This window comes from Streptomyces sp. NBC_00659 (genome assembly GCF_036226925.1).
GTDB lineage: Bacteria > Actinomycetota > Actinomycetes > Streptomycetales > Streptomycetaceae > Streptomyces.
Genome location: NZ_CP109031.1, coordinates 119,986 through 140,922, shown reverse-complemented (window position 1 = coordinate 140,922; position 20,937 = coordinate 119,986). Strand labels below are relative to the sequence as shown.

At 72.6% G+C, this 20,937-nt stretch carries 20 protein-coding genes; 13 read left to right on the top strand and 7 right to left on the bottom strand.

Annotation, left to right across the window (positions count from 1 at the left end):
• Window positions 1-70 precede the first annotated feature (70 nt).
• The 6 genes from OG410_RS00485 (at window position 71) to OG410_RS00460 (ending at window position 7,685) form a co-directional block, all read left to right on the top strand.
• Complete coding sequence (locus OG410_RS00485; RefSeq protein ID WP_329297207.1) at window positions 71-901, top strand: AfsR/SARP family transcriptional regulator; 831 nt, start codon at window positions 71-73, stop codon at window positions 899-901.
• A 53-nt stretch (window positions 902-954) separates the two neighbouring features.
• Complete coding sequence (locus tag OG410_RS00480) at window positions 955-1,599, top strand: ScbR family autoregulator-binding transcription factor (RefSeq protein ID WP_329297206.1); 645 nt, start codon at window positions 955-957, stop codon at window positions 1,597-1,599.
• A 170-nt stretch (window positions 1,600-1,769) separates the two neighbouring features.
• Window positions 1,770-2,531, top strand: coding sequence for an acyl carrier protein (locus OG410_RS00475; protein ID WP_329297205.1), 762 nt, complete (start codon window positions 1,770-1,772; stop codon window positions 2,529-2,531).
• 13 nt (window positions 2,532-2,544) lie between these two features.
• The gene (locus tag OG410_RS00470) at window positions 2,545-4,419 is read left to right on the top strand and encodes a beta-ketoacyl synthase N-terminal-like domain-containing protein (protein WP_329297204.1); all 1,875 of its coding nucleotides are present in this window, start codon (window positions 2,545-2,547) and stop codon (window positions 4,417-4,419) included.
• Window positions 4,416-5,246 (top strand): 4'-phosphopantetheinyl transferase family protein, encoded by an 831-nt coding sequence (locus OG410_RS00465; protein ID WP_329297203.1) that lies wholly within the window; start codon window positions 4,416-4,418, stop codon window positions 5,244-5,246. Before OG410_RS00470 ends, OG410_RS00465 begins: the two co-directional genes overlap by 4 nt.
• 93 nt (window positions 5,247-5,339) lie before the next feature.
• Window positions 5,340-7,685 carry a LuxR family transcriptional regulator gene (locus tag OG410_RS00460; protein ID WP_329297202.1) on the top strand — a complete coding sequence of 782 codons (2,346 nt, stop codon included), beginning with the start codon at window positions 5,340-5,342 and terminating at the stop codon, window positions 7,683-7,685.
• Window positions 7,686-7,693: 8 nt separating this feature from the next.
• Here the strand turns inward: OG410_RS00460 and OG410_RS00455 are convergent, their stop codons facing one another.
• Window positions 7,694-9,469, bottom strand: coding sequence for a 3-hydroxyacyl-CoA dehydrogenase NAD-binding domain-containing protein (locus OG410_RS00455; protein ID WP_329297201.1), 1,776 nt, complete (start codon window positions 9,467-9,469; stop codon window positions 7,694-7,696).
• Window positions 9,469-10,815, bottom strand: coding sequence for a crotonyl-CoA carboxylase/reductase (gene ccrA, locus OG410_RS00450; RefSeq protein WP_329297200.1), 1,347 nt, complete (start codon window positions 10,813-10,815; stop codon window positions 9,469-9,471). The genes OG410_RS00455 and ccrA overlap by 1 nt, the downstream gene beginning before the upstream one ends.
• Window positions 10,816-11,080: 265 nt before the next feature.
• On the opposite strand from ccrA, the gene OG410_RS00445 reads away from it, so the two are divergent.
• The gene (locus OG410_RS00445; RefSeq protein ID WP_329297199.1) at window positions 11,081-11,851 is read left to right on the top strand and encodes a thioesterase II family protein; all 771 of its coding nucleotides are present in this window, start codon (window positions 11,081-11,083) and stop codon (window positions 11,849-11,851) included.
• Between the two features lie 4 nt (window positions 11,852-11,855).
• On the opposite strand, the gene OG410_RS00440 is transcribed toward OG410_RS00445, so the two are convergent.
• On the bottom strand, window positions 11,856-12,809 hold the full coding sequence (locus OG410_RS00440) for an aromatase/cyclase (protein WP_329297198.1): 954 nt from the start codon (window positions 12,807-12,809) through the stop codon (window positions 11,856-11,858).
• 79 nt (window positions 12,810-12,888) lie between these two features.
• Window positions 12,889-13,674 carry a 3-oxoacyl-ACP reductase FabG gene (gene fabG, locus OG410_RS00435; protein WP_329297197.1) on the bottom strand — a complete coding sequence of 262 codons (786 nt, stop codon included), beginning with the start codon at window positions 13,672-13,674 and terminating at the stop codon, window positions 12,889-12,891.
• 171 nt (window positions 13,675-13,845) lie between these two features.
• Here fabG and OG410_RS00430 point away from each other — a divergent pair, with 171 nt between their 5' ends.
• The 3 genes from OG410_RS00430 to OG410_RS00420 all read left to right on the top strand — a co-directional run bounded on the left by OG410_RS00430 (window position 13,846) and on the right by OG410_RS00420 (window position 16,283).
• Window positions 13,846-14,295, top strand: a complete 450-nt coding sequence (locus OG410_RS00430) for a nuclear transport factor 2 family protein (RefSeq protein WP_329297196.1) — start codon at window positions 13,846-13,848, stop codon at window positions 14,293-14,295.
• Window positions 14,296-14,451: 156 nt separating this feature from the next.
• Window positions 14,452-15,528, top strand: a complete 1,077-nt coding sequence (locus tag OG410_RS00425) for a serine hydrolase domain-containing protein (RefSeq protein ID WP_329297195.1) — start codon at window positions 14,452-14,454, stop codon at window positions 15,526-15,528.
• Window positions 15,525-16,283, top strand: a complete 759-nt coding sequence (locus OG410_RS00420; RefSeq protein ID WP_329297194.1) for an SDR family NAD(P)-dependent oxidoreductase — start codon at window positions 15,525-15,527, stop codon at window positions 16,281-16,283. The genes OG410_RS00425 and OG410_RS00420 overlap by 4 nt, the downstream gene beginning before the upstream one ends.
• Window positions 16,284-16,334: 51 nt before the next feature.
• Here OG410_RS00420 and OG410_RS00415 read toward each other — a convergent pair whose 3' ends face one another.
• Entirely contained in the window at window positions 16,335-17,207 is an 873-nt protein-coding gene (locus OG410_RS00415) for a class I SAM-dependent methyltransferase (RefSeq protein WP_329297193.1), read from the bottom strand.
• A 133-nt stretch (window positions 17,208-17,340) separates the two neighbouring features.
• Here OG410_RS00415 and OG410_RS00410 point away from each other — a divergent pair, with 133 nt between their 5' ends.
• The 3 genes from OG410_RS00410 to OG410_RS00400 are packed head-to-tail and all read left to right on the top strand — an operon-like array spanning window position 17,341 to window position 19,509.
• The gene (locus OG410_RS00410) at window positions 17,341-17,775 is read left to right on the top strand and encodes an ester cyclase (RefSeq protein WP_329297192.1); all 435 of its coding nucleotides are present in this window, start codon (window positions 17,341-17,343) and stop codon (window positions 17,773-17,775) included.
• Window positions 17,745-18,617 carry an SDR family oxidoreductase gene (locus tag OG410_RS00405; RefSeq protein ID WP_329297191.1) on the top strand — a complete coding sequence of 291 codons (873 nt, stop codon included), beginning with the start codon at window positions 17,745-17,747 and terminating at the stop codon, window positions 18,615-18,617. The genes OG410_RS00410 and OG410_RS00405 overlap by 31 nt, the downstream gene beginning before the upstream one ends.
• Window positions 18,618-18,630: 13 nt before the next feature.
• Entirely contained in the window at window positions 18,631-19,509 is an 879-nt protein-coding gene (locus tag OG410_RS00400; protein ID WP_329297190.1) for an NmrA/HSCARG family protein, read from the top strand.
• Between the two features lie 60 nt (window positions 19,510-19,569).
• Here OG410_RS00400 and OG410_RS00395 read toward each other — a convergent pair whose 3' ends face one another.
• Both OG410_RS00395 and OG410_RS00390 read right to left on the bottom strand, forming a co-directional pair.
• Complete coding sequence (locus tag OG410_RS00395) at window positions 19,570-20,487, bottom strand: MBL fold metallo-hydrolase (RefSeq protein ID WP_329297189.1); 918 nt, start codon at window positions 20,485-20,487, stop codon at window positions 19,570-19,572.
• Window positions 20,484-20,927 (bottom strand): ester cyclase, encoded by a 444-nt coding sequence (locus tag OG410_RS00390; protein WP_329297188.1) that lies wholly within the window; start codon window positions 20,925-20,927, stop codon window positions 20,484-20,486. Before OG410_RS00390 ends, OG410_RS00395 begins: the two co-directional genes overlap by 4 nt.
• Window positions 20,928-20,937: the final 10 nt, after the last annotated feature.

Here is a 20,937-nt window from a genome sequence, read left to right as displayed (position 1 = left end):
CGGCTTCGTCAAGGCCGGACGTCGGGCGACTCACGCACTCAACTCATGCACGGGGATCAGGGGAGACGGCATGGATATCGCAGTACTGGGCGCACTGGACGTCAGGGAGAACGGGATCTCGGTGACCCCGACGGCACCGAAACCGCGCCAGGTCCTGGCGCTGCTCGCCCTGCACGCCGATCAGGTGGTGCCGGTCGCCGCGCTGATCGAGGAACTCTGGGGCGAGCGGCCGCCGCGCAGCGCGCGTACCACGCTCCAGACGTACGTACTGCAGCTGCGGGAACTCATCTCGGCGGCCGTCGGGCGCGACCCGCAGGCCGCCCCGGCGCGCACCGCCAAGGACGTGCTCGTCACGTTACCGGGCGGCTACCTGCTCAACACCTCGGGCGGCGCCAGCGACGTCCGCGAGTTCGAACGGCTGGCCGGTACCGGCTACCGGGCCGTGGACGCCGGCGACTTCGCGGGCGCGGCCCGCCAGCTGCGGGACGCCCTCGCGCTGTGGACCGGCTCCGCCCTGGCCGACGTACAGAGCGGCGTGCAGCTGGAGATGGAGACCAGGCGGCTGGAGGAGACCCGGCTGTGCGCGCTCGACCAGCGCATCGAGGCCGATCTGCGGCTGGGGCGCCACCGCGAACTGCTGGGCGAGCTCACCGTCCTGGTCAGCCGCTACCGCACCCACGAGAACCTGCACGGTCAGTTCATGCTGGCGCTGCACCGCTCCGGCCGGCGCAGCGAGGCCCTGGACGTCTACCAGCGGCTGCGCAACGCCCTCGTGCGCGAACTGGGCCTGGAGCCCTCCGCCGGGCTGCGCCGGATGCAGCGGTCGATCCTGATGGCGGGGCCCGAGCAGGCGTCGGGGGCCGCGGCCGCAGGCAACGAACGCTTCAGCCCCGTCGGTTGAGCACCCGCCGGTTCGCCACAAGAACGCTCCGTACGCAAGGAGGAGGGGCCGCAATGCAGGCCAGGTCGGAAAGGACGCGGCGCAGGCTGGTCAGGGCAGGCGCGCAGATGTTCAACCGCAACGGCTACGCCAGCGCGACACTGGGACAGATCGCGCAGGCGGCGGGTCTGACGAAGGGGGCGCTGTACTTCCATTTCGCCTCCAAGGACGGGCTCGCCGACGCCGTGCAGGAACAGGGGCACGCCGTGCTGGCCGACTTCGTGCACTCCCAGCGGGAGGCGGGCGTGGCGCCGGTGCAGGCGCTGATCGACATGACGCACTGGCTGGCCTGGATGCTCCACGAGGACGCGGTGATCCGGGCCAGCTTCCGGATCACCGGCGAATGCGCGGGACGGCAGCCGCCGGTCACCGACTTCCACCAGGCCTGGATCACCGAGGTGCTGCGGCTGATCGGCCGTGCCCGCGAGGCCGGCCAGCTGCGGGGCCACACCTTCGCGGACGGGCCGGAGACGCTGCTGTCCGCGGCGGTGTGCGGGATCGGAGTGCTCTCCGGCACCGGGATGCCCTATCCCGAACTCCGGCGCAGAGCAGGGGCGTTGTGGGACTCGCTGCTGGCGTGCCTGGTGCCGGCCGAGCATGCGGGGCGTTACGACGTGCACGCCTCGGCACTCACGGCCAATCTCCTCGAGGCGGGCTGAGAGGCGGGCGAGGCCCCACGCCGGCCGGCGCGGGAGAGCGGCGCGCCCGGCTTTTCCCGCGGACCGGCCGCGGCCGTGCAGTTTCCCTCCGCCCGGCGATGACCGGGCCCCACACACATCTTCGGTACTTCCGTCGTCGGTCGGCCGGGACGGATCTTTGGAGTCACGCCATGCCCCAAGACAGCCAGACATCCCCGAGCGCGGCGTTTGCCGGCCTCATGGGCGAACTCGTGGACATGCTCGCCGCCGTGCTGCGCCTCAAGGCCGAGAAGATCGACGCGGAGCAGACGTTCCAGTCGCTCGGGCTCGACTCGCTGCTGAGCGTCGAGCTGGTCGCCACCGTCAACGCCCGTTACGGCACGGCGGTCAAGCCCGACGCGTTGTTCGACCACCCCACGCTTCTCGAACTGGCCCGGCACGTGGCGCGCGAGCGGGGGATGCCGGGTGCGGCCCCCGCCGGCCGGCCCGGCTCCCGTGCGCCGGAGCGCGATCCGGGTCCTGCCCCCGCGCCGGCCCCCCAGCCCTCCCTGTCCTCCCCGTCCTCCCCGTCCTTCGGGGGTGCGGTCCTTGACGTGCTGCGCGAGGAACTCGCCCGCATCCTGTGCTGCGATCCCTGGGACATCGACACCACGGCCGCCTTCAACGTGCTGGGCGTGGATTCCATCCTGGGGGCGGAGTTCGTGGCGACGGTCAACCACATCTACCGATTGCGGGAGCGCGCCGTCACGCTCTACGACCATCCGAACCTGGCGGCCCTGGCCGCCCACGTCACCTCCCTGGCACCGGCCGGTGCTGCGGCCGGCGAGTCCGCGGCGCTCACCGATGCGGTTCCGGCCCTGGGGGTGATGAGCCTCGACGCTCTCCTCGACGCGGTGCGCGAGGAGAGGATCTCCGTCGACCAGGCCCTCGGCCTGCTGCCCCGGCGCTCCTGAACGGGCGGAAACCATGGACGAACGCGAGATACTCACACGGTTCAAGGCGGGGACGCTGGGCCGCGAGGAGGCCGGGCGGCTGCTGACCGGGCAGACACCGACCGGGCAGACACCGAACGGGCAGGCACCGACCGGGCAGGCGCCGAACGGGCCGGTGCCCCCGCCGCAGGCGGCCTCGCACACCGTGCCGCCGCAGGCCGAGGGCCACCCCGCTGCTGACGGCGGGTACGCCGTCGTCGGTCTTGCCGGGCGCTATCCCAAGGCGCCCGACCTGCACGCCTTCTGGGAGAACCTGCGCGAGGGCCGTGACACGTCCTGCGGCACGCCCCCCGGGCGTCCCGGCGGATCCGTCCTTGGACCGGGACAGCGCGGGCACCTCCTGGACAAGGTCGCGGAGTTCGACCCCGAATTCTTCGGACTCACGCCCCGTGAAGGTGCCCTGATGGACCCTCAGGAGCGCCTCTTCCTGGAGAGCGCCTGGGAGGCGCTGGAGGACGCGGGCTGCACCGGGGCCGGGCTGGACGCTCTCACCGGCCCCGGCGGCGCGCCGCGCGCGGTCGGGGTCTTCGCCGGCGTGGGCTCCGCGGACTATGCGCTGCTGGCCGCCGAGTCATGGGCCCGCGGACAGCGCGAGATGCCCGCCGGCGGCCATGGGGGCCTGCCCGGCAGGCTGGCCGCGCTGCTCGGGCTGAGCGGGCCCGGACAGGTGCTCGACACCGGCGCCTGCTCGGCCCTGACCGCCGTCCATCTGGCCGTCGGGTCGCTTGAGCGCGGCGAATGCGCCGCGGCTGTCGCCGGCGGTGTCGAACTGCTGCTGCACGCCTCGCGGGCCGGTGACGGGGCGGGGGAGGGAGTGGGCGCGGTGGTGCTCAAACGGCTCGACCGGGCGCTCGCCGACGGGAACCGGGTGTATGCGGTGATACGGGCCACATCGAGCGGATTTCGGCCCGGGAGCCCGGCGCCGGCCGCACTCGACGCGGCAAAGAACCGGCGCCGCGACGACGACACCCCGGTGGCCGGCGACGCCGTGGCGAGACAGACGCGGGACACGATCGCACGGCGGGTCGGGCAGGCCGGGGCGGCTCTGGGGATTGCCGGGATCACCGCTGCCGTGCTGCAGGTGGGGCAGGGGGTGCTCGCGCCGGTGCGGGACGGGCAGCAGGCCGTGCCGTGGAAGCGGGAGCGCGACGAGCGGGGGCGGGAGCTGCCCCGCAGCGCCACGGTCGAGGTGGACGGCGGGGGAGGGCTCGTCGCCCGCGCGGTCGTCGAGGAGTTCCTGCCCGTGCGCGGCGTACCGGGGGCGGACGGTGCAGGCGGCCCCGAGCTCGTCCTGCTTTCCGCACCGACACCCGCCCATCTCGCCGCCACCGCCGCCCGGCTGGCCGACTGGCTGGCGAAGTCCGAGCAGGGGGAGAACGGGGCGGAACTCGCCGATGTGGCGCGGTCTTTGCGGGCCGGGAGAGCCGCCATGCCGTGCCGGATCGCGCTCCTGGCCAAGGACGTGCCTCACCTGGTCGCCGGGCTGCGGCGGTTCGCCCGGACACGGACCGGCGACGGAGAGCTGAGCGATGCCGGTCTGCGGGACGGCGGCGGAGAGCTGAGCGATGCCGGTCTGCGGGACGGCGGCGGAGAGCTGAGCCATGCCGATCTGCGGGACGGCGGGGCCGATCCGCTCAGGCTGGGCCAGGCTCCGGAGACGCGTGACTACCTGGCCGCGCTGTGGCGCAGCGGACGCCTCGAACAGCTCATGGGGCTGTGGCTGTCCGGGATCGATGTCGGCCGGGCCGCCGTGCAGGACCTGCCCCGGGCGGCGGGAGCATCACCGCCGCCGTCCGCGTTCTTGCGGCGCACGCTGTGGCTGGAACCGCCCAGGGAGCGGACCGGATGAACGGGACGGCCCCGGCACCGCGGCCCATGACCTCCCAGGGACGAGACGAGGCGGTGAAGCTGTGGTTCTGCCCCAACGACGAGCTCGCCCCGGGCCTCGCCGCCACCCTGGCCGCGCACTGGCTGGACGAGCACGAGCAGGAGATCGCGGGAAGATTCCTCTTCGAACGTGACCGGCGCCAGTACCTCGTCGCCCACGCCCTGGTACGGCGCGTGCTGGCCCTGGAGAGCGGGATACCGGAGGCCGAGGCGGTGATCTGGCGTTCCTCCCGCGGGCGGCCCTTCCTGCACAAGCCGCCGCAGGGACTGCCGCGCGGCGGGCGCGAACTGGACTTCAACCTCTCCCACGCCCACGGTCACAACCTGCTCGGCGTGGTGCGCCGGCACCGGATCGGGGTGGACGTGGAGCGGCTGGACCGCGGTGAGCAGGGTTTCGACACCATCGTGGAGACCTTCGCCGAACAGGAACGCGACTGGGTGGCGCAGGCGGCGCCGGGCCGGCCCCGCGACCGGCGGGTGCTGCGGCTGTGGACGCTGAAGGAGGCCTATTCCAAGGCGCGGGGACTGGGCCTTGGACTGCCCTTCGACGCCTTCTCCTTCACCCTGGCCGAGGACCGCGGAGTGCTCGCCTTTCACCCGCCCGACAACGACCGCGAACGGTGGTGGCGCTTCGTGGAACTGGAGCCGGTGCCCGATGTGGTGGCCGCCGTGGCCGTGCTGGCCGGTCCCGAGGCGCCGCCCGTCCTGCAGCTGCATCACGGCTTCCCCTGGGGGCGGGCCGTACCGCGGCTGCTGACCCTGCCCGGGCCTGCGCGCGTGCCGGTGTAGGGACATCCCCCTCGGCGAACGCCCCCGGGCAAGGCGCCGACCGGCGCTTCGAGCGGCGCTCAGGTCCGGTACCAGCGAACCTGCCGTGCGCCTGTGCAGACTCTCCAGAAGAAGGAGCCGGCCAAGCGCGCGGCCCGACGCTCTGGGGGGTTGTTGATGGAGCTGGTGCGGCGAGGCGCTGAACTGGATCTGCTGGACGAGCTGTTCGCGTCCGCCGGGCGGACGCAGGGCGCCGCCGTGCTCGTCACGGGCAGTTCGGGGACCGGCAAGAGCGCCCTGCTGCGTGCCTTCGCACGACGCGCCGCACAGCAGGGAGCGCGGGTGCTGAGCGCCTGCGCGTCCCCGGCCGAGGCGTTTCTGCCGTTCGGCGTGGTGGGCCAGTTGCTCAGCGGCACCGGCCGGGCCGCCCGAGGGGACCCCTACGAGCCCGGCGGCGGGCCCGGCGCACTGCACGACGCGCTGCGCGCGCTGGAGGGGAGCGGCCCCGTGGTCGTCGTGGTGGACGACGTCCAGCACACGGACGAGCCGTCGGCACGGTGCCTGCTGTATCTGTGCGGCCGGCTGGCGGCCACCGGTGTCCTGCTGGTGATGAGCGGACGCCCGCACCCGCAACTGCCGCTGCCACTGGCCGAGTTGTTCCGCCACGCCCGCTGTGTGCCCCTGCCTTTGACGACGCTCTCCCCGGCGGGGGTCGCCGACTTCCTGCAGGCCCCCGGAAGGGGGGAGATGGACTGCGCGACGGCCCGGCGGCTGGCTCCCGACTGGCACCGGTTCAGCGGGGGCAACCCACGGCTGCTGTGCGGCCTCCTCGCCGACCACCGGGCCTGCGAACCCCTGCGTCCCTCCCGGCCCGTCGCCGGCATTGCCTTTCGCCGGGCCGTCGCGGACTGCCTGCGCGGCGCGGGAACCTCCGCGCTGCACACGGCACGAGCCCTGGCCGTACTCGCCGACCAGGCGACCCTCACCCTGCTCGCCCGGTTCCTGCGGGTTCCCGAACGGGCCGCCGCCGCCGCGCTGGAGGGGCTCGATGCGACCGGGCTGCTCGCCGGGGGGCGGCTGCGCCACGAAGGGGTGCGGGCCGCGGTGCTCGAGGACCTGTCCGCCAAGGAGAGCGGCCTGCTGCACGCGCGAGCGGCCAAGGTGCTCTACGACGACGGAGCCGAACCTCCGGCCGTGGCCGTGCACCTCGTCGCCGCCGAGGCCGACGGGGCCGCGGGCACCTCACCGGCGTGGGCGGCGCCGCTGCTCGCCGAGGCGGCACAGCACGCGATGCGCTCCGGCGGGATGCACCGGGCCGCCCAGTTCCTGCGCACCGCGTACCGCGCGGGAGGGGACGAGCAGAGCCAGGGCGGCCTGCTCGAAACCCTCGCCCGGGCCGAGTGGGAGAACGACCCGGCCGCCGTCCTGCGCCACCTGCCCGCGCTGGAGCGCGACCTCGCGGCCCGGCGGCTCGATACCGCGCAGACGGTGGGGGCAGCGGGCCTGCTGCTGTGGCACGGGCGGGTGGAGCCGGTGACGCGGGCCTGCGGTTCACTCGCCGGCGGCAAGAGCGGCGCGGCCGAACGGGAGCTGAGGACCGCGCTGGGACACCTCTGCCCCGGTGCGGTGAGCCAGGGCGGCGGGGCGCAGGCGGACATGGCCGCGGAGCAGGTGCTGGAGTCGATCGTGCACGGGCACGCCCCGGCCCCTTCCGTCGCCGCGGTGCTGAGCGTGCTGCTGCACGCGGGGCAGACCGGGCGGCTCGGGCAGTGGTGCGCGCTGTCGGCCGGCGCCGACCTCGCGCAGAGCCCGCCGGCCCGGCGGGCGGTGGCTGCCGCGGTGGCCGCGGTGGTGCATGTCCGGGCGGGGGCCTACGACGTCGGGGCCGGGCACGCCGAGCGGGCGCTGGGGCTGTTGTCGCCAGGAGCGTGGGGCGTGGCGGTCGGGATGCCGCTCGCGGCGGCCGTGCGGGCGGCCACCGAGCGGGAGGCCTACCAGGAGGCGGGGCGGCTGGTGCGTATTCCGGTGCCGGAGGGGATGTTCCGGTCGCGGGCCGGGCTGCACTACCTGCTGGCCCGGGGCGGGTTCTTGCTGGCCTGCGGACGGGCTCGGGCCGCGCTCGGGGACTTTCACCTGTGCCGGGATCTGCTGGCGGAGTGGGGCACCGAGGCGGGGGAGGCGGTCGACTGGCGGGGGCCTGCCGCGCAGGCCGCGCGGTGCTTGAGCGCGGGCGGGCCGGACAGCGATCCGGCCGCCGTGCTGACGCGGGCCGAGCGCAGGGTCGCGGTGCTCGCGGCGGACGGCTGCACCAACCGGGCCATCGCCGCGCGGCTGTATGTCACGCCGAGCACGGTCGAGCAGCATCTCACCAGCGTGTACCGCAAGCTGCGGGTGCGCTCCAGGGAGGATCTGGCGAAGCTGGTCGGGGACGGTGCCCAGCGGCTCGTCCGAGCCCGGTGAGGGCATGCTCAGCGGGACGTTGCCGCGGTGCGCAGCCCCCTGCCGTTCTTGCGGCCCAAAAAGCCCGCGGCCAGGAGTTCGGCGAGGGCGTTCGACGGCTTGTGCTCCGGGGTCTTGAAACGGTCGTACAGGCGCCGCTGGATGGCCAGGGAGACGTCCAGGCCGATGGTGTCAAGGAGGGCGAAGGGACCCATGGGGTAGTTGAAGCCGTGCTGGACCGCCGCGTCGGTGCGTTCGATGAGGGTGTCGTCCGCGCCCGGGCGGTCCAGCAGGGCCAGGGCCGCGCCCAGGTAGGGGAACAGCAGGCTGTTGACGATGAAGCCGGTGCGGTCGGTGCACTCCACCGCCGTCTTGCCCAGGCCCAGGCAGAAGGCGCGGGCCAGGGCCAGGGTGCGTGGCGCGGCCGTGTCCGTGCGGACCAGTTCCACCAGGCGCATCACCGGAGCCGGGTTGAAGAAGTGGATGCCGACGACGTCCAGGGGGCGGCCGGAAGCCTCGGCGCAGGCGGTGACGGACAGGCTCGAGGTGGTGGTGGCCAGTACCGCGCCCGGCGCGCACACCCGGCCCAGCGTCCGAAACAGCGTGCGCTTCACCTCGGGTTCCTCGGCCACGGCCTCCATGACCAGGTCGCACTCGGCCAGGGCCGCGAGGTCGTCGGTGGCGTGCAGACGGGCCAGGGCCTGCGACCTGGCCCTGGCGGTGGTCTTTCCCCGGCGCACCGCGCGGGCCAGCGAGTTCGCCACGGCTGCCAGGGCCGCGTCGGCCTTCTCGGCGCTCCGCGCCACCAGCACCGTCGGGTGCCCCGCCGCGGCCGCCACCTCGGCGATGCCCCGGGCCATGGCACCGGAGCCGAGCACACCGACGCGGTGCACGCCCGCGGCGTCCGCTTCAGGGCCCGGGCCGGCCTGGGCCGGGAGCTGGGCGCCCGTCTCGCCGTACGCGTAGAAGCCGCCGCCGCTCTTGCGGCCCAGGAGCCCGGCCGCGACCATCCGGCTCAGCAGCGGCGCGGGCTCGAAGGCGCTGTCGCCGGTGCGCCGCCACAGGTCCATCAGGGCGGCGTGGGCCGTGTCGAGGCCGATGCGGTCCAGGGTCTCCAGCGGTCCGGCCGGCAGACCGCAGCCCAGACGCATCGCGGTGTCGATGTCGTGGTGCGTGGCGTAGCCCTCGTCGAGCAGGACGACCGAGCGGTTCAGCAGCCCCAGGACCAGGGCGGTGGCGTCGGCGGCAGGACCCGAGCCGACCTCGACGGGGGTGAGCCCGGCTGCGGCGACCAGGGCGTTCAGCGCGGCCGCGGTCTCCTTCGCGGCGAGAGGCGTCAGGACCGGCTCGGCCGGGCCGCCGGGGGCGGGCGGGGTGAACAACCGCAGCCCGACGAGGTCGGCGGGGCGCCCCGCGCCGATGGCCAGGCGGACCACGGACAGCGTCGCCGTGGTGGTCACCAGGGTGGTGCCGGGCGGGCAGGCGGCGGTGATCCGGCTCAGGGCCAGGGCCTTGGCGGCCGCGGTGTCCGCTACGGCTTCGACGACCACGGACGACCCGCGCAGCAGCGCGTGGTCGCAGGTGAAGGTCACGGCCTGCTGCTCGGGGCCGTCACCGTGGACGGCCTTGACCCGCCGGGCCACCCGCGCCAGGACGTCGAAGTCCGTGTCGACGGCGACGACGTGATGGCCGGCGCCGAGCAGCAGGTGCAGGAGCGCCTCGCCCACCGGGCCCAGACCCACGATGCCGGTCACGGGCGCGGTCACGGGCGCGGGCGTGGGGGAGTGCGGGGTCTGCTCGGTCATCAGTGCGCCTGCCCTTCACGGAAGCGGTTGATGGCGTCGGCGTGCCGGGCGCGCAGCTCCTGGTCGCGCACGCCGAGGCCTTCCTCGGGGGCCAGGCACAGGACGCCGACCTTGCCCTGGTGGAGGTTGCGGTGCACGTCGTAGGCGGCCTGCCCGGTGTCCTGCAGGGAGTAGACCTTCGACAGGGTGGGGTGGATCCTGCCCTTGGCGACGAGCCGGTTGGCCTCCCAGGCCTCGCGGTAGTTCGCGAAGTGCGAGCCGACGATCCGCTTCAGCGACATCCACAGGTAGCGGTTGTCGTACTCGTGGTGGTGGCCGGAGGTGGAGGCGCAGGTGACGATGGTGCCGCCCTTGCGGGTGACGTACACCGAGGCGCCGAAGGTCTCACGGCCCGGGTGCTCGAAGACGATGTCCACGTCCTCGCCGCCGGTGAGCTCGCGGATGCGCTTGCCGAAGCGCTTCCACTCCTTGGGGTCCTGGGTGTGCCCGTCCTTCCAGAACCTGTAGTCCTCGGCGCTGCGGTCGATGATCGCCTCGGCGCCCATCGTCCGGCAGATCTCCGCCTTGCGGTCACTGGAGACCACGCAGACGGGGTTGGCGCCGCCGGCCAGGGCCAGCTGGGTGGCGTAACTGCCCAGTCCGCCGCTGGCGCCCCAGATCAGGACGTTGTCGCCCTGCTTCATCCCGGCGCCGTTGCGCGAGACCAGCTGCCGGTAGGCGGTGGAGTTCACCAGCCCCGGCGCCGCTGCCTCCTCCCAGCTCAGGTGCTCCGCCTTGGGCATCAGCTGGTTGGACTTGACGAGCGCGACCTGGGCCAGGCCGCCGAAGTTGGTCTCGAAGCCCCAGATGCGCTGCTCGGGGTCGAGCATCGTGTCCCCGTGCCCGTCGGCCGACTCCAGCTCCACCGACAGACAGTGGGCCACCACCCGGTCGCCGGGCTGCCACCGGCTCACGCCGGGTCCGGTGCGCAGCACCACCCCGGCCAGGTCCGAACCGATCACGTGGTACGGCAGGTCGTGGCGGGCCGATGCCGGTGACAGGCGGCCGTACCGCTTCAGGAACGAGAACGTGGGCAGCGGTTCGAAGATGGCCGACCAGACGGTGTTGTAGTTCACCGACGAGGCCATCACCGCCACCAGCGCCTCACCCGCCGCGGGCTGCGGCACCGGCACGTCCCGCACCTGCAGCGACTTGCGCGGGTCCTTGTCCGCCGAGGCCATGCCCTCGAACATCGAGACGTCTTCCTCGCGCAGCACCGCACCGAGGTAGGACTCCGGAAGCCGCAGCCCCGCGAAGTCCTGCGGCGAGGCGTCCTCGGAGAGAACAGCGCTGACGATCTCATGCATGTGAGTTCCCTGATTCCCTTGGCACGCGAGCACGGCGAGGAGCGCAAGTACGTCCGGTTCAGCGTGTATCAGGGCGGTCCGCGGGCAGTACCCCTGCTCTCCCCTGCTCACCCCCTGAGTCAAGGCGGCCCGAACCCAGGGGCAGGGCAGGGGAAGCCAGGGGCTCGCGCGGGCGCTCATCCTGGGACACACGCCCGAACGGATCCGGGGCCGGGCGCACACCCGCCCAGGCCACCCCGGCCGACAGCCTCCAGGAGAACTCCTCATGACGGGAACCCCCGGCGACAGCCCCTGGTTCAGGAACTTTCGCCCCGCCCCCGACGCGCCCGCACGCCTGGTCTGCCTGCCGCACGCCGGCGGATCGGCCAGCTTCTTCTTCCCCGTGGCCCAGGCGCTGTCCCCGCGGCTGGAGGTGCTGGCCGTGCAGTACCCGGGCCGCCAGGACCGTCTCAGGGAACCGGCCCTGCCCGGCATCGAGGTGCTCGCCGAGCGGATCGTCGAGGAACTCGGGCCGTGGACCGACCGGCCCTACGCCCTGTTCGGGCACAGCATGGGCTCGATCGTCGCCTTCGAGGCCGCGCGCCGTCTGCAGGACGCGGGCCGCGGTCCCGTCGAGCTCTTCGTCTCCGGGCGCCGCGCCCCAGCGCTGGACCGCGACGGGGACCGGCAGCCGCGCACCGACAGCGAAGTCCTCGCGGAGATACGGTCGTTGAACGGCACCGGTGCCGGGCTCCTCGACGACGAGGAGACGCTGCGCATGATCCTGCCCGCACTGCGCGCCGATTACGCGGCGGTGCGCAACTACCGCTACCACCACGGTCCCGCGCTGGAGTGCCCCATCACCGCCTTCACCGGCGACCGCGACCCGAAGGCCGAGGTCGCCGAGGTGCGGGCCTGGCACCAGCACACCCGCTCCGCGTTCGAGCTGAACGTGCTGCCGGGCGGCCACTTCTTCCTCGTCGACCGGGCCGCCGAGGTGCTGGCCAGGATCGAGGACCGCCTGGCCGAGGTCACCGCCCCGCACCGGGCGGCCTGACCCGTCAGCGGGGTGCGAGTGCCGATTCCGCGTACTGCTTGGCGAGGTTGAGGGTGGCGGTGGAGTTGCGGCCCAGAGCCTCACGGACGTAGCGGCGGGCCTGTTCGACGGAGGCGTCCTCGCCCAGGACCGGCCTGATCGCCTCCTCGCGCAGCACCACGCTGTGCCGGGAGGTGACAATCACACCGCTCTCGTCGGGCACGACGGACCACGCACCGGTGTGGGCGTCCATCAGGGCCGGGGTCGCCGTCTGCTTGTAGACGATGCGCAACGTGTCGGGAAAGCAGACGCGGACGGACTTCGTGGTGTGCACCGAACCGTCGGCGGTGCGCGTGTCCATCGCCATGACCTGCACCCCGGGAATGTCCTCGGCCAGGTCCAGACGGTCGACGTGCGGGACGAGCCGGGGCCAGTCCGCGACCCGGTGGAGGAAGTCGTAGACCGGCCGGCCCGGGCCCTTGACCCGCACACTGTCCTCGAAGGAGAGCACCAGCGCGTCGAGCCGGGTCCAGCGCTCGGCGAGGTCCCTGACCCGGCCCAGCTCCGCACGGCTGTTGGTGTCCGTGGCCCGCTCGACCCACTCGACGTCCTCGGGACGGTCCTGGTCCACCGTGAAGTCGTGCAGCAGGACCAGCCGGGACGAGCCGCCCCGCTCCTCGACGATCCAGCTGCCGCCCATCGCGGTGAGCGGGGAGGCCGGCACCTCCTGGCGAAAGTCGATACGCCGCCCGGCCGGGTCCAGCCGCCGGCGCGACGTCCACGACTTGACCGTGTCGTTGGCGGTCGCCCACATCCGCAGCCGCTCGTCCGTGCCGTCGGACTCCAGCCGCTGCACGTGCACGTTCGGGGGGAAGAACAGCGGCCACTGCACCGCGTCCGAGACCAGCCCGTACACGACCGCCGCGGGCGCGGCGATCTCCACGTCGTGCGACGTGCGGTGCACACGCTCGGTTGCCATCACGAACACCCATCCTTCATGCGGATTGCTGAGAATTGCTGCGGATTGCCATGGACTGCCGCGGATGCCGGCAACGGGATCAGAAGTTGCCCAGTCCGCCGCAGACGTTGAGTGCCTGGGCGGTGACGGAGGCGGCGGTCTCGGAGGCCAGGTAGCCCACGAGCCCGGCGACCTCCTCGGGCGTCGAGTAGCGGCCGAGCGGGATCTTCGCCTCGAACTGCTCCTGCACGTAGTCCTCCGTGGTGTCCCAGGCGGCCGCGTACCCCTGCCGCACCCGCTGGGCCATGGGGGTCTCCACATAGCCGGGGCACACCGCGTTGACGGTGATCCGGGCCGGGGCGAGCTCCCGGCCCAGCGCCTTGGTGAAGCCGACGACGCCGTGCTTGGAGGCGCTGTAGGGGGCGCCGAGCAGGACACCCTGCTTGCCTGCCGTGGAAGCGATGTTGATGATCCGGCCGTGGGCCGCGCCGGACAGGCCGCCGTTCTTGAGCACCTCGCGGGTGACCAGGAAGACGCTGTTGAGGTTGGTGTCGATGACGTCGTACCAGAGGTCGTCGGCGAGGTCGGCGGTGACGCCGCCGCCGCTGCGCCCGGCATTGTTGACCAGGATGCCGACCGGCCCGTGGGCCTCGACGGCGGCGGCGACCAGGCGGGCCACCGATTCCCGGTCGCGGACGTCGGCGGCGACGCCGTCGGCGGTCAGGCCCTCACCGCGCAGGTCCTCGACCGTCTGCTTGACCTTCTGCTCGTCCCGGGCGCACAAAAAGACGGGGTGGCCACTGCCGCCCAGCTCCCGTGCCACTGCCAGCCCGATACCACTCGTACCACCCGTGATCAGCGCGGAGGGCTTCGTCGTTGTCGTCATCGGTGTCCTTCCACAAACGCCGTAGTGACCCCGACCGTGTCCCGTGCTCCTCGAGGTAGGGCGGAACATCCCTCGACCAGCCGTCCCCGGGCGGGCTTGAGGGATGTTCCAACCGGGTGCGACCGGGCCCGGGCAGGCTGGCGCGGCCGAACCGACCGAACGGAGACACCCATGACGACTGCACCCGAACGCGCGCAGGCCCCCGCATGGTCCGCCGAACTGCACGCACAGGCACAGCAGTTCTACGCGCACCAGATGCAGCTGCTCGACCTCGGCGAGGCCGAGCGGTGGGCGGGGACCTTCACCGAGGACGCGACGTTCGCCGTGCCCACACTGCCCGAGCCGGTACGCGGCCGCGCCGGCCTCGTCGCGGCGACCCGGCGGACCGCGGCCGGGCTCGCCGCCGCCGGACAGCGCCACCGTCACTTCATCGGCATGCTCGACGTCCGCCCGCGGCCCGACGGCGCCGTGGACGTCCGCTCCTACGCGATCGTCTACGCCTCGCAGATCGGCGGCGAGTCCCAGGTGCACCGCGTGTGCGTCTGCGAGGACGTGCTGGTGCGCCAGGACGGCGAACTGCGGGTGTCCGCCCGCACGGTGACCCGCGACGACCTGGCCTGAGCGAGGCTCCAGCCGCACCCCGCCGCCTCTCCACCCCGGCGGGCCAGCCTCGGCACAGCCGTACGACCCGGGCACAGCCCAAGACCGGTGCGAGACCGCCGCAAGAGCCGCGCACCGCCGTAAGAACCGACTGCCACCCGATGGGGGTTTGCCGACATGACGCAGACGACGATCGCCCGGCCGCAGGCCTCGGCCCTGGAACGGGCCGTCCAGGGCGCCGCCGACCGGCTCGTCGAAGCAGGAGCCGCGAGCGTGCAGTTCCGGGTCGCCCGGGGGGAGGAGTCCTTCGTGGTGACCTCCGGGATCGCGGAGCTGGGCACCAGCCGCCCCGTCCCCGCGGACGGCCGCTTTCGCATCTCCTGCATCACCAAGCCGTTCGTGGCTGTCGTGGTGCTGCAGCTGGTCGCCGAGGGCAGGATCGACCTCGACCGCAGTGTCGAGAGCTATCTGCCGGGTCTGCTGCCCTACGGTGAGAAGATCACCATCCGCCATCTGATGCAGCACACCAGCGGCCTGTACAACTACATGGACTCGTTCCAGAAACCGGGCGACCGCTTCCTGCGCGACCGCTACAAGCACTACGAGCCCCAGGACCTGATCGCCGTCGCGGCCGCCAAGCCGCTGGAGTTCGAGCCCGGCACCAGGTTCGCGTACTGCAACACGAACTACTTCGTCATCGGCCTGCTCATCGACCAGGTCACCGGCCGCTCGTACCGTCAGGAGATCACCGAGCGCGTCCTTCAGCCGCTGCAGCTGACGCAGACCGTGCTGCCGGGCGACGACCCGAACATCCCCGAGCCGCACGCCCGTGGCTACATGCAGATCGGCGGCGAGCCCGTCGACGTGACGCTCATGAACCCCTCCGAGGCCGGCTGCGCGGGCGAGATCATCTCCACCACCGCCGACCTGGACCGGTTCTTCACCGCACTGTTCAGCGGAAAGCTGCTGAACGAGCCGGAGTTCACCGAGATGACCACCCCGCTGCCTCCCGAGATGATCGAGAACCTGCCGATGGGCATCGGCTACGGCCTTGGCATCATGAAGCTCGAGAACGACGACGACCTCGACCTGTGGGGCCACGGTGCCGGCATCCCCGGCTACGCCACCTTCGCGGCCACCACCCGAGACCTGGACGCCCGGGTGCAGCTGTCGTTCACGATCGGCGACAAGGACTTCGGCCCGGAGGCGGAGCAGGCCGTCATCCGCGGTGTCAACATCGCGCTGTGCTCATGAGCACAGGCACGCGGAAAGCCGTCGTCGTCACGGGCGGCGGCACGGGAATAGGCGCGGCGACGGCGCACGCATTCGCCGAGGACGGGGCGAACGTACTCGTCGTCGGCCGCAGCGAATCGACACTGAAAGAATCGGCGGCGGGGTACGAGGACAGAATTCACATCCTTTCCAAGGACATTCACGACGCGGACGCCCCGGAAATCATCGTCGAAACGGCTGTCGAGAAATTCGGCCGCATCGACGTCCTGGTGAACAATGCCGCCGTCACCGGATTCGCGGCCCTGGACGGCCTGGACCGCGAATCGGTGCGCGCCCAGCTGGGCACGAACCTCCTCGCCCCGGTGTTCTTGACCCAGCGGGCGCTGGACGCGCTCGAGGCGACCAGGGGCGTCGTCGTGAACGTCAGCTCCGCGGGCTCGCTGGGCCGGCGGGCGTGGCCGGAGAACTCCGTGTACGGCATGGCCAAGGTCGCCCTCGACTTCCTCACCCGCACCTGGGCGGTGGAGCTCGCCCCGCGCGGCATACGGTCGGTCGGCATCGCCCCGGGAGTCGTCGACACCGGCGTCGGGGTGCGGGCCGGCATGCCCGCCGAGGCCTACGAGGCGTTCCTGGGCGAGATGGCGCAGCGGATTCCGGCGGGCCGGGTGGGCCGGCCCGAGGACATCGCCTGGTGGATCGTGCAGCTGACCCGGCCGCAGGCCGCCTACGCCAACGGCACGGTCCTCGCGGTGGACGGCGCGCTGTCCGTGACGTGAGCCGCACACGGATGAGGCCCCCGTCGCCGGGGGCCTCATCCGTGTGCGCGCTCAGATGGCCACGGTGGCCGTGACGTAGCGGACCGGGACGTCGATGTGGACCAGGCCGTCCGCGCCGCGCAGCGCGTCGAGCGCCGTGACGAGCCGGGCACGCAGGACGGCGGCCTCGTCGGCCGGGAGATGCTGCCACAGCAGCCGCATGCCCTGTGTGTGGGACCAGTCGGCCCAGGCCTCGCCGGAGCGGGCCGTCATGTCCACCGTCTCGTCGGTGATCTCCACCGCGCCGAAGCCGGCCCTGTGCAGCGCGGCCCTCAGGTCCGCGGGGTCCTCCAGCCAGGAGTGCAGCTGCTCGTGCAGCTGCTCCGGGTGCCAGGCGGGCGGCAGGTGGCGCAGCAGGGACATCGGGATCAGGTCGGTGAACAGCGGCGGGAGGAAGGGGAAGGTGTCCCGGGTGAACACCGGGCTGGTGAAGGCGATCCGGCCCCCCTCGCGCAGCAGGCCGGCATAGCGGGCCAGTGCGGCCCGCGCGTCCGGCAGGAAGATCACGCTGTAGCTGCCGAGCACCAGGTCGAACGAGCGGGCGGGCAGATCGGGGTGCTCCCCGTCCATCACCCGCAGCTCGACGTTGCCGATGCCCTGCCGTGCCGCCTCACGGCCGGCCTCCTCGATCATCGCCTCGGCGATGTCGATGCCGAGCGCACCGCCCTGCGGACCGGCCAGCCGCGCGGCGGGCAGCAGCGTGGCGCCCAGGCCGCAGCCGACGTCGAGGAGCCGCTGGCCCGGCCGCGGCCCGGCGATCTCCACCAGCCGCGCGCCCATGGGCGTGAAGAATTCCACGCCCAGCCGGTCATAGGTCGCCGCGGCCCCGTTGAAGGCGGCGGTGACTTTTGTTTTGTACGTTGCCGTGTCCGTGTCCGTGACCATGTCCCCATGCTGGGGTCGCCACCCCGTGCGCAGCTGGAGGACGCCTCGAAAGCGAGAGGAGCCCGGAAATCTTCCCTTGCCCCCACCGGGAGATCGCACAGACAATACGGAAAATGCCCGCGGAGGGAATTCGATGAGCAGTCAGACAGCCGCTGTACGCCGCATGATCGATGCCTACAACACCGGTGAGACCGAGGACGTCGCGGAATACATACACCCGGAATACCTCAACCCCGCGACGATGGAACACATGGACCTGCGCGGTCCCGACTCCTTCGCGATGGCCGTCAAGTGGCTGCGCATGACGTTCTCCGAGGAAGCGCACCTGGAGGAGGTGCTGATCGAGGAGCGCGGCGACTGGGTGCGCGCCAGCCTCGTTCTGTACGGCCGCCACGTCGGCGAGCTGGTGGGCATGGCGCCGACCGGCCGCAGGTTCTCCGGTGAGCAGATCCACCTCATCCGCTTCGTCGACGGCAAGATCCGTGACCACCGTGACTGGCCGGACTACCAGGGCACCTACCGTCAGCTCGGCTCGCCGTGGCCCGAGCCGCAGGGCTGGAGGGCCTGACCATGATCCTGGTCACCGGAGCGACCGGCAAGGTCGGCCGCGAGGCCGTTGGCCGGCTCACCGAGACGGGCCGCAAGGTACGGGCCCTGAGCCGCACGCCCGAGGAGGCCGGCCTGCCCGAGGGCGTGGACGTCGTCGCCGGCAGCCCCGCCGACCCCGACTCGCTGGCCGCCGCCTTCACCGGCGTCACCACGGCGCTGATCGTGCTCTCCGGCGACGTCGCGGGCCAGGCCCGCAACATCGCCGTGGCCGCGACGGCCGCGCAGGTCGAGCACATCGTGTTCCTGTCGTCGGCGAGCGTGCTGCACCCGCTGGCGCACGGCATCGCGGACGAACACCGCGCCGCGGAGCGGGAGATCACCGCGTCCGGCGCCGCCACCACGTTTTTGCGCCCCGGCCCCTTCCACGCCAACACCTCGTGGTGGGTCAAGAGCGTCCGCGACAGCGGTTCGGTGCGCTGCTGGATCGGCAACAACCCCGGTGCGCCCATCGACGAGTACGACCTCGCCTCGGCCGCCGTCGCCGCGCTCACCCAGGACGGCCACCGCGGCAAGGCGTACGTCCTGACCGGCGACGAGATCCTCACCTCCGAGGAGCAGGCCCGCATCCTGGGCCAGACCCTGGGCCGCAGGCTGAGCTTTTCCGTCGCCCCCCAGGAGGAGGTCGTCGAGGTCTTCGCGGGCATCACCGGCGACCGGGCGGCCGCAGTGACCAACGTGGCCGCGCTGCACAGCCCCGAGGTGCCGTGGGCCACGCCCACGACGGCCGTGCGGGACCTGACCGGCCGTGACCCCCGTCCCTACCGTGACTGGGCGGCCGCCAACGCCGCGCTGTTTCGCTGAGAGAGGCTGCGACATGACGACGAGCGAGGCGAACGGCACGGTCCTGGTGACCGGCGCGACCGGCCTGCAGGGCGGCGCCACCGCACGTGAACTGGTGCGACGCGGCTGGGACACGGCCGCGCTGGTGCGCAACCCGAAGTCCGACGCGGCCCGCGCGCTCGCCGGGCTCGGAGTGCGGCTGGTCACCGGCGACCTGGACGACGGGGCGTCGCTGCGCGCGGCCATGGAGGGCGTGCACGGAGTCTTCTCCGTGCAGACCTTCATGACGCCCGGGGGCCTGGGCGGCGAGGTCCGCCAGGGCCGGGCGGTGGCCCGGGCGGCGAAGGCCGCCGGGGTCGCGCACGTGGTGTACAGCTCGGTGGGAGGGGCCGAACGGCACAGCGGTGTCCCGCACTTCGACTCCAAGCGGCACATCGAGCGGTACCTGGAGGAGCTGGGCGTGCCGACGACGGTGCTGCGTCCGTCGTTCTTCATGGACAACTTCGCCGCGCACGGCCCGCAGAACGTCGACGGGACCCTGGTGGTGCAACTGGCGCTGAAGCCGGACACGCGGGTGCAGTTCATCGCCGTGGACGACATCGGACACTTCGCCGCACAGGCGTTCGACCACCCGCGGGAGTACCTGGGCCGGGCCGTCGAGCTGGCCGGCGACGAGCTGACGGCCACCGAGGTCGCCGAGGCGTTCGCCGCCCGCAGCGGGCTGCCGGCCCGCTTCGAGGAAGTGCCGCTCGACGCGGTGGCGGCCAGCCCGTACATCCCCAACGGCCCCGAGATCGCCCTCATGTTCGAGTGGTTCCAGGAGCACGGGTACCGTGCGGACATCGCCGCGCTGCGCGCGGAGCACCCGGGACTGCAGAGCTTCGCGGCGTATCTGAAGAGCATCGACGTGTGACCGCGCAGGGGTGAGGGGCGCAACCGCACCCGGCGGTTGCGCCCCTCACCCCTGCGCGGGTCATGCCCGGCAGGTCGGCAGCCTGCCGTGATACTGCGCCATCTCCGCGAACAGGGCCGGGATGTCCAGCCGCTCCCCGGGAGCCGCCCCGCGTTCCTCCGCGTAGGCCCGGTGCAGGTTCGGCACCAGCCGTTCCGCGTCCAACAGCCCGGCGAAGGGGCCGGGGCCGGTGGCACGGGCCAGCTCCAGCGGGCTCGATCCGTCCGCGACGCCCCTGCGCGCGAGGTCCCGCAGCCATCGCAAGTACGCCTCGTCGGCGTCGAACACCTCCGCGCCGCCGACCGGCCCGTGGCCGGGCACCACCACCAGCGGGTCCAGGCGGCGCAGACGGTCCAGGGCGGCCAGGGAACCGCTGACCGATCCCATCACGCAAAACGGCGTGACGCCGGACATCACCAGGTCACCGGCGAACAGCACACGCTGCTCGGGCAGCCACACCGCGGTGTCGTTGGTGGTGTGCGCGGCCGGGCCCAGATGCAGCAGCTCCACCCGCACCCCGCCGGCGTGCACGGTGAGCGCGTCGCGGTAGGTGATCTCGGGCAGCGCGATGTCGATGTCGCCCCAGCACACGTCCGGCCACAGGGACGTCAGATGCACTCCCGCGGCAGCCATGTCGCAGCGCGTCTGCTCGTGCGCGACGACCACGGCCTCCGGGAACAGATGGTTGCCGAAGGTGTGGTCGCCGTGGAAGTGCGTGTTGACCAGGGTGCGCGGCGGTGTGCCCGTACGGTGCAGCACCTGCTCGCGCAGCCGCCGCGCCCGGGCCTCGGTCGCCGCGGTGTCGACGAGCACATGCCTGCCCCCGTCGCCGACGACGAGGCCCGCGTTGTTCAGGCACCAGCCGCCGTCGGGCTGCACGAAGGCGTACACACCGTCGGCGACCTCGCTCAGCGCGGCCTGGAGAACGCCGGCGCTCACATCATGTCCGCGGGGACCAAGCCCAGTTCCTTGAGCATCGGCAGGTAGTTGAAGACGTCGTAGTGCTCGATGATCAGGCCCTCGTCGTCGAAGCGCAGCTCCTCGAGCATGAACCAGGTGACCTTCCTGCCGGTCGCGGCCCTGCCCATGAACTCGCCCAGGTGGGTTGCCGTCACGGTGATCCGCAGGATGACCCGGTCGCCCTCGGCGACGGCGCTCTTGACGTCCAGGTGGAGGTCGGGGAAGGCGGCGAGGCCGCCCTGCATCGCACCGGTCATCTGCCGGGTGTCGACGAGGCGGTCCTCGGAGAAGTGCCGGATGTCGGGGGACCAGTGCTTGATGATGCCGTCCAGCTCCCAGCGGTTCCAGGCGGCGGCACAGTCCAGCGCGATCTGCTTGTTGCGCTGCTGGACGGACTTCTCGGTCAGCGTCGTGGACATGCTGAATTCC

What these genes read in the sequence shown, in the direction of transcription:
- OG410_RS00485 (WP_329297207.1), top strand. Translation starts at nt 71, where the DNA reads ATGGATATCGCAGTACTGGGCGCACTGGACGTCAGGGAGAACGGGATC.
- OG410_RS00480 (WP_329297206.1), top strand. Translation starts at nt 955, where the DNA reads ATGCAGGCCAGGTCGGAAAGGACGCGGCGCAGGCTGGTCAGGGCAGGC.
- OG410_RS00475 (WP_329297205.1), top strand. Translation starts at nt 1,770, where the DNA reads ATGCCCCAAGACAGCCAGACATCCCCGAGCGCGGCGTTTGCCGGCCTC.
- OG410_RS00470 (WP_329297204.1), top strand. Translation starts at nt 2,545, where the DNA reads ATGGACGAACGCGAGATACTCACACGGTTCAAGGCGGGGACGCTGGGC.
- OG410_RS00465 (WP_329297203.1), top strand. Translation starts at nt 4,416, where the DNA reads ATGAACGGGACGGCCCCGGCACCGCGGCCCATGACCTCCCAGGGACGA.
- OG410_RS00455 (WP_329297201.1), bottom strand. Translation starts at nt 9,469, where the DNA reads ATGACCGAGCAGACCCCGCACTCCCCCACGCCCGCGCCCGTGACCGCG.
- ccrA (WP_329297200.1), bottom strand. Translation starts at nt 10,815, where the DNA reads ATGCATGAGATCGTCAGCGCTGTTCTCTCCGAGGACGCCTCGCCGCAG.
- OG410_RS00445 (WP_329297199.1), top strand. Translation starts at nt 11,081, where the DNA reads ATGACGGGAACCCCCGGCGACAGCCCCTGGTTCAGGAACTTTCGCCCC.
- OG410_RS00440 (WP_329297198.1), bottom strand. Translation starts at nt 12,809, where the DNA reads ATGGCAACCGAGCGTGTGCACCGCACGTCGCACGACGTGGAGATCGCC.
- fabG (WP_329297197.1), bottom strand. Translation starts at nt 13,674, where the DNA reads ATGACGACAACGACGAAGCCCTCCGCGCTGATCACGGGTGGTACGAGT.
- OG410_RS00430 (WP_329297196.1), top strand. Translation starts at nt 13,846, where the DNA reads ATGACGACTGCACCCGAACGCGCGCAGGCCCCCGCATGGTCCGCCGAA.
- OG410_RS00425 (WP_329297195.1), top strand. Translation starts at nt 14,452, where the DNA reads ATGACGCAGACGACGATCGCCCGGCCGCAGGCCTCGGCCCTGGAACGG.
- OG410_RS00420 (WP_329297194.1), top strand. Translation starts at nt 15,525, where the DNA reads ATGAGCACAGGCACGCGGAAAGCCGTCGTCGTCACGGGCGGCGGCACG.
- OG410_RS00415 (WP_329297193.1), bottom strand. Translation starts at nt 17,207, where the DNA reads ATGGTCACGGACACGGACACGGCAACGTACAAAACAAAAGTCACCGCC.
- OG410_RS00410 (WP_329297192.1), top strand. Translation starts at nt 17,341, where the DNA reads ATGAGCAGTCAGACAGCCGCTGTACGCCGCATGATCGATGCCTACAAC.
- OG410_RS00400 (WP_329297190.1), top strand. Translation starts at nt 18,631, where the DNA reads ATGACGACGAGCGAGGCGAACGGCACGGTCCTGGTGACCGGCGCGACC.
- OG410_RS00390 (WP_329297188.1), bottom strand. Translation starts at nt 20,927, where the DNA reads ATGTCCACGACGCTGACCGAGAAGTCCGTCCAGCAGCGCAACAAGCAG.